General features: G+C 62.1%; 7 protein-coding genes. All 7 read left to right on the top strand.

From position 1 onward, the window contains the following. Positions 1–193, top strand: a 193-nt coding sequence (locus VGY55_22360) for a PEP-CTERM sorting domain-containing protein (GenBank protein ID HEV2972728.1), incomplete at its 5' end; no start/stop codon positions are given. 245 nt (positions 194–438) lie between these two features. After that, a complete protein-coding gene (locus tag VGY55_22355) occupies positions 439–870 on the top strand; it encodes a response regulator (GenBank protein ID HEV2972727.1) in 432 nt (143 codons plus the stop codon). Between the two features lie 205 nt (positions 871–1,075). Then, the gene (locus VGY55_22350) at positions 1,076–1,240 is read left to right on the top strand and encodes a hypothetical protein (GenBank protein HEV2972726.1); all 165 of its coding nucleotides are present in this window, start codon (positions 1,076–1,078) and stop codon (positions 1,238–1,240) included. Next, complete coding sequence (locus VGY55_22345) at positions 1,237–1,800, top strand: hypothetical protein (protein ID HEV2972725.1); 564 nt, start codon at positions 1,237–1,239, stop codon at positions 1,798–1,800. The genes VGY55_22350 and VGY55_22345 overlap by 4 nt, the downstream gene beginning before the upstream one ends. A 657-nt stretch (positions 1,801–2,457) precedes the next feature. Continuing rightward, positions 2,458–3,159, top strand: coding sequence for a phytanoyl-CoA dioxygenase family protein (locus tag VGY55_22340; GenBank protein ID HEV2972724.1), 702 nt, complete (start codon positions 2,458–2,460; stop codon positions 3,157–3,159). Positions 3,160–3,207: 48 nt separating this feature from the next. Further along, a complete protein-coding gene (locus VGY55_22335) occupies positions 3,208–3,372 on the top strand; it encodes a hypothetical protein (protein HEV2972723.1) in 165 nt (54 codons plus the stop codon). A gap of 306 nt (positions 3,373–3,678) precedes the next feature. Further along, positions 3,679–6,856, top strand: a 3,178-nt coding sequence (locus VGY55_22330) for a tetratricopeptide repeat protein (protein HEV2972722.1), incomplete at its 3' end; no start/stop codon positions are given.

Below are 6,856 nucleotides of genomic sequence, written 5' to 3'. Positions count from 1 at the left end.
GACTGCTTCGTTCGGCGCTGGTTGGCTTCCTTCTTCAACCTCTCTGGCCAGCGGCGGATCATCGGCAAGCGATTCAAATCTGGGCGGCGTTACTCTCGGCTTCACCGCCGCAGTCCCCGAACCCGCGACGCTGCTGCTGGCCCTGCTCGGCCTTGCGGTGCTCGGCTCTCTGCGTTGGCGAAAGCCGAAGTAAGTGGCAAACGAGTCGGATGATTCCCGGCCCGATCCGCGACATCGACCGTGGCGCGTGAGCCAGTGCACGTCGTCGAGACGTGGCCGGCCTTGATCGACCGAAAGAAACTCGACTGTCCTGTTCGGCTCTGGATCGAGCGCTCAGCCGGCGCAAAGCCTCCCGGATCACGTTCGGTTGGAGACGTGCCGGCTCTTTCCTCTTATAATTCAAGCTAGGACAGGGGTTCCACCTTCATCTGGTGACCGATGACGATACCCACGCAGGATGATGTCGGCGGACCGGTTCCTAAAACTGAACCATTGCGCGTCTTGATCGTGGACGACAACGTGGATGAGGCCGACTCGCTGGGAACGCTTTTGGCGTTTCGACGCTACGAAGTTCAGCGCGCATATTCGGCCAATGCCGCCCTCAAAGTCGCCGCGCGATTCCGCCCACAAGTCTTCTTGCTCGATCTCGGTCTACCACGGATGAGCGGTTACGAATTGGCGGAGCAATTGCGCCAACAGTTCTCCGACGCCGTGCTCATCGCGACGACGGGCCATGTGGATGAAGCCTATCGGCTCAAAGCCACAGAAGCCGGTTTCGAGCACTATTTCACCAAGCCCGTGAGCATCATCAAACTGCACGAGTTGTTGGAATCGGTAGTGATCCAACTTGCCGCCCGTCGCTCCCAATGAACGTAACGATAGACAATCGGTCAGCGGCGGCGCTGTCCACTCGTGCCCGTTACTGTCCGATTTGTGATCTAGCGGCCCCTGCGTGCCCCAGATTTAGCTGGCCGCCGTGCCCGCCGGGGGGCGAATCTGACTCGTCCGGCCGCCGGCGTCCCGATGCCAAGGGTATAACTTGCTCCGGCGGCCGATGGCCGGGGATAATGCGGCCATGCAAGCCGGCCTGCCCCAAGCTGATCCGCCGAAACGCAAACGCCGCCGCTTCCAATTCAGCCTGCGCTCGCTGCTGGTCGGCGTCACGCTGCTGGCCGTGCCGCTGGGATTCGTGGGCCGACAGATCAAGATCGTGAGGGAACGCGAAGCCATCCGCGAGTGAATCAAGAGGATGGGTACCACATCCATTCAGAAAGGAACGCTATCATGCTACGAAGAATAATTCTCGCCCGGATTGCTTCTGCCGAGAAAAACCTGGGCGTGCCGCTGGATTATTGCCGGTTCATGGTTCGCGTTTCGCTTCGGGCCTTTTTCAAGTTCGCGAAGTTTCTTGCCGTGGACGAGTACCACCGGGTGCTCCCGCCGGGTCCCTGTTATGTTGCCCGAATCGTGGCTACGCGCCACGAGGATTGTGGAACCTGCGTCCAGATCGCAGTCAATCAGGCCAAAAAAGCAGGCGTACCGGCCGAGGTATTGCGAGACGTGCTGGATGGCAAGCTGGATGCACTGCCGGAGGAGCTGAGGGATGCGCACCGTTTTGCGGAGTCGGTGCTGACGGCCAACGGCGACAAAGACGCGTGGCGGGAGCGCATTCGGCTGAGGTATGGCGATGAAGGGTTGATCGAAATGGCGCTCGCAATCGCAACTTGCCAAGTGTTTCCGACTATCAAGCGCGCTCTGGGATATGCTGTCAGTTGCTCGGCAGTGGCCGTTCGCGTGTGAGCCGCCGAAAAAGAGAATCCTTGCGTCAACCCTCCAGCGCCGCGGCTCCGCGATCCTGCACACGATCTTCTCTCACCGCCCGGCCCCGCGTATCGCTTGCTCCGGCCGCCGGCGGTTGGGGATAATGCGGCCATGCAAACCGTTTCAACTCCCGAAGCGGACGATTCCTTACGCCTTGCGGTGGCTGTGCCTGGCGATAGCGGCCGGTGGGTGGGGTGTCATCTCAGTCGGCCGTGATTCGACAGCAACGGCCTTTGGGTTCATACTCGCCTTTAACTGCTTTTGGGCGGCGATTGAATCATTGCAGGGTCGTGCTCTTCTCCGCATTGCCTTTAATCGAGCAATTCTTGTAGCCGTAATGATGATCGGCTATTGGATTCTGAAGAACCCGTCGGAGCTGCCGAATGACGGGCTTTGAAAATCGGCGTCGGAGTCGCCGACCAATCCGATTAGCGCTTGGTCCCCGCGTCCGGCCGTGGCAACCGTCGGAGTTGAGAATCCCGCCCGCCGATGCGGCGGCCAGAGACGGCGAGATTGTGGCTGCCGCGGCCCGCTGCATCGCTTGCTCCGGACGCCCGCGGTCGGGGATAATGCGGCCACGCAAAACGAGCCGCCGAAGCGCCAACGCCCCCGCTTCTGCCGTTTGGAAATCGCCACATGAATCGAGGAATCTCTGACTCAACCCCGATGCAGAGTTCCTTGGAACGGATTGGCTTCGAGATCCTTGATCGTGCCGTCGAGCCGGAATTGATCGCGGAACTCCGCACTGAACTTCCGACGATTGGCACTCAAGCGTGCCTGAGAAATCTACTTGCGAGCCACCCGGTTGTTCGCAGGGCGGCCCGCTCATCGTCAGTTCGGACAGCCGCAGAAGCGGTTCTTGGCCCCCGATGCTTTGCCGTCCGAGCGATCTTGTTCGATAAGACGCCCGAGGCCAATTGGAAGGTGGCATGGCACCAGGATCTGACCATCGCGGTCCGCCAACGTCGCTGCGCCGTCGGCTTCACCGCTTGGTCCGAGAAGCATGACGTGGACCACGTTCAGCCCCCGGTTCCGGTGCTGGAGCGGATGCTGGCCGTGCGAGTGCATCTCGATGACTGCCGCATGGAAAATGGCCCGCTACGCGTACTGCCCGGCTCGCACCGAGAGGGGAGACTCGACCCTGCGGCCATCCACCGCTGGCAAGCGCGGGTCTCGGAAGTTCAATGTATTGCTGGACAAGGTGGCCTGGTACTCATGCGGCCGCTGCTTCTTCATGCCTCGTCCGTGGCCCGAGTCGCCAGCCAGCGGCGCGTGTTGCACCTGGAGTTCGCGGCGGATGATTTGCCAGGCAATCTGGAGTGGTTCGACCGATGTTGAAGCCAGCAATTGTTCTGAGGCAATGCCCATCGGCTTGCTGACAAGATCATGGGGATGGGAACTGGCCGGCTCGAAACGCTGGCCAGCAAGACGTTCGGCAAGCCGCTCGCCGATCTGTCGAGCTTCAATGCCGGCGGCATGATCGACCTGCTCAAGAGCATCAAGGCGGGGGCGATCACGCTGGGCGACGCGCTGAATGGAGTGGGGGCATGAGGCCAATGCATTTGCGTTCGTCTTCGATTTCGCAGGGACGTGGCTCTATCGCAGGGGCGATCGTGCCGGGGCGTCGTGGCGGCCCGGCATTTCGATCGAAGCCAAATTCGACGCGGTCACGAAACGAGTCAGGTCCCCAACTTCATTGCCCCTCTCGCTGTTTCCTCTCCGTGCCGCCTGCAAACAGCATTTATGCACCATCTGTTCGCGAATTCAATTGTTACCGGCGTTAGAGGGGGTAAAATGGCGGAGGCTTTTACGAGCGAGTCTCGACGAAGCACAATGGCGATATTGACGGGGGATGCGATGAGTTCCGCAAGCCTGCGGTTGCGAATGAGGCCGGTTTGCCTTGCCGTGGACGTGGTCCTGACCGTTGCACTCTGCGGGCGCGTGAGCTTGGCCGAGGAGCCGTTTCAGGTCGAGGTGAATATCCTCACGGCGACCGTGAAGGCCGGTTCCACGGCGATCGGCACAGTGAAGCGCGGCGACAAGCTCACGGCGCACGATTTCAACGGCAGCGCCTATCTGGTCGATCTGCCGGGCGCCAATCCGCCGAAGCAAGGCCGGATCGACAAGAATGAGTGCCATCGGGTCGTCGATGATTTGGCCGAGGTGAAGCGGCGGATTGCCGCGCTCCCAGCGGAACATCGCCAACAAGCGGTTGACGATTTCAACCGGAAACGTGACCGGTTGGTGGAGTTGGAGAAGCGATACAACGAGCTTGACGCCCGGCATCAATGGAAGGAATCCCTTCCGGTGGCTCGCGAGCTGGCGGATGGCGCGGCAGAGCTGTACGGCGCGCGGTCGACTACGGCCGCCAACGAGTTCACGATCCTCGGCAATCGGCTCGCAGACCTTGGCGACAACGCAGCGGCGCGAAAATATCACGAGCAGGCCCTGGCGATCCGTTGCGAGGTCCTCGGCGAAAAACACGCCGACACTGCCACTTCCCTCAATAATCTGGGCGTTGTAGCGTATCGAATGGGGGACTACGCGGCGGCGCGCAAGTATCACGAGCAGGCCCTGGCGATCAAGCGCGAGGTCCTCGGCGAAAAGCACGCCTCCACCGCCATGTCGCTCAACAATCTGGGCGTTGTAGCCGATGGAATGGGGGACTACGCGGCGGCGCGCAAGTACCATGAGCAGGCCCTGGCGATCCGCCGCGAGATGCTCGGCGAAAAGCACGCCTCCACCGCCAAGTCGCTCGACAATCTGGGAAATGTGGCGCACGACATGGGTGACTACCCGGCGGCGCGCACGTATCTTGAGCAGGCTCTGGCAATCCGGCGCGAGGTTCTGGGCGAAAAGCACGCCGACACCGCCGACTCGCTCAACGATCTCGGCTTTGTTGCCTGCGACACGGGGGACTACCCGGCCGCACGCAAGTATTACGAGGAGGCTCTGGCAATCTATCGCGAGGTCCTGGGCGAAAAGCACGCCTCCACCGCCATGTCGCTCGACAATCTGGGTACTGTGGCCCGCTACATGGGGGATTATCCGGCGGCGCGCAAATATCACGAGCAGGCCCTGGCGATCCGGCGCGAGGTCCTCGGCGAAAAGCACCCGGATTACGCGCTGAGCTTGGTTGATCTGTCTCTTTGCGAACTGAAAATGCACTTGGCCGGAGAAGCGCTGCGCGTCTCCCGCGATGCCGCACAAATTGCCCGCGACAATCTTGAGCAGACGGCGACTATCCAATCGGAACGCCAGCAATTGGCAATGGCTCGGGTGAGCCGCTTGTATCTCGACGTCTTTCTCTCCGCCTACCGCGCGGCCAATGCCCCGGCCGAAGATGCCTACGATCAGGTACTCGCCTGGAAAGGGGCGGTCACTGATCGGCAGGGGTTCCTGCGGGCCATGCGCAGCGACGTGAAGGACCAGCCGGAAACACTGAAACTTTACGTCGAACAACAAGACACAACGCGGCAGCTTGGGGCGGCGGTGAGCTTCGTCCCGACCGACGAAAATCGCGAGTCGCATCGCAAGCGGGTCGATGACCTGAGCCAGAAGGTTGAAGAATTACAGCAGAAGCTGGCGGGGGCCAGCGCGGCGTTTGCCGAGCAATTGCGGCATCGGCGGCGGACGGCCGCGGAGCTGCGACAAGCGCTGCCTGAGGGCGTCGCGCTGGTGGATCTCATGCAATACACGGATTATGCGCCGAGCGATGATTATCCGACGAAGCCCGGTGCCGTCAAGCCGCAACGGTTTATGGCATTTGTTGTGCAGCACGCCCGGCCGACGGCATCGGTCGATCTGGGGCAAGCCGAGCCACTTTCCGAAGCGGTGGATGTCTGGCGGGCGCGGCAGACCGGCCGGCCCGCGGAAGGTACGGCGGCCGGCAAGAAGCTCGATGCCACACTCGCTGCTTGGAAAGAGACTCAAGAAGACGCCGACCCGACGGTGAAGCTCCGCGAATGGGTCTGGGATAAACTGCCGGTGGAGGTACGAGATCCGGCACGGACCGCGACCGTGCTGATTTCGCCCGACGGGGCGCTCTCCCGGTTTCCTTGGGCCGCGCTGCCGGGGCCAAAGCCGGGGACTTACCTGCTGGAGGAGCAAGGGATCGCCGTGATTCCCGTGGCGCGGGCATTGCCGGAACTCTTGGCGAAGACTACCGGCGACGGCCCTCTCCCCGACCCTCTCGCAAAGCGAGAGGGAGAACGGCGCGGGCCATCGCTGCTGGCTGTCGGAAACGTAAACTACGGCGGAGACCCAGGAATGCTCCTGGCCAGTGCCGACGGCCAGCGCGGAGAGCGGGCTGTTCGCAACGGAAGTGTGACTTGGCCGGCGCTGCCCGGCACGCGGCGGGAGATCGTGGCCATCTTGGATTCGTTCGAGCAGCGCTTTGCCGATGGCCGGGCAAAACCTCTTCGAGACAACCAGGCCACCAAGCAGGCCGTCGAAGAACTCGCCCCGAAGTATCGCTACCTGCACTTCGCCACGCATGGTTTCTTCTCCGACCCCGACGTCCGACCGCTCACTCTCGGCAACGATCGGCCGGAGCGGGAAGGACTCCGCGGCGCGACTCGGCTCGAGCTTTCGGGGAATCATCCGGGGTTGCTCTCTGGGATCGTGCTCACCGGCGCGAACCGGCCCGTCGCCGAAGACAAGGACGACGGCATCCTCACAGCCCTCGAAGTGGGCGAGCTGGACCTGTCGGGCGTGGACCTCGTGACGCTGTCGGCCTGCGAAACGGGCCTGGGGGCCACGGCGGGAGGAGAAGGACTCTTGGGCCTGCAGCGGGCGTTCCAAACCGCCGGTGCCCGGACGACAATCGCCACGCTCTGGAAGGTGAACGACGATGCCGCGCGGAGCCTGATGATTGAGATGTACGAAAACATGTGGGGAGAGAAAAAGATGTCGAAGCTCGAAGCCCTGCGGCAGGCCCAATTGAGCATGCTCCGTGAAGGTGTGAAGCGCGGATTGGATTTCAAGGACGATCAGCCGCCCAATAGAGATCACCGCTTGCCCCCTTACTATTGGG

This window comes from Pirellulales bacterium (genome assembly GCA_035939775.1).
In the GTDB taxonomy this organism is placed as follows: domain Bacteria; phylum Planctomycetota; class Planctomycetia; order Pirellulales; family DATAWG01; genus DASZFO01.
Note: the sequence above shows the minus strand (reverse complement) of the source record. Positions and strands in the feature narration are given on the sequence as shown.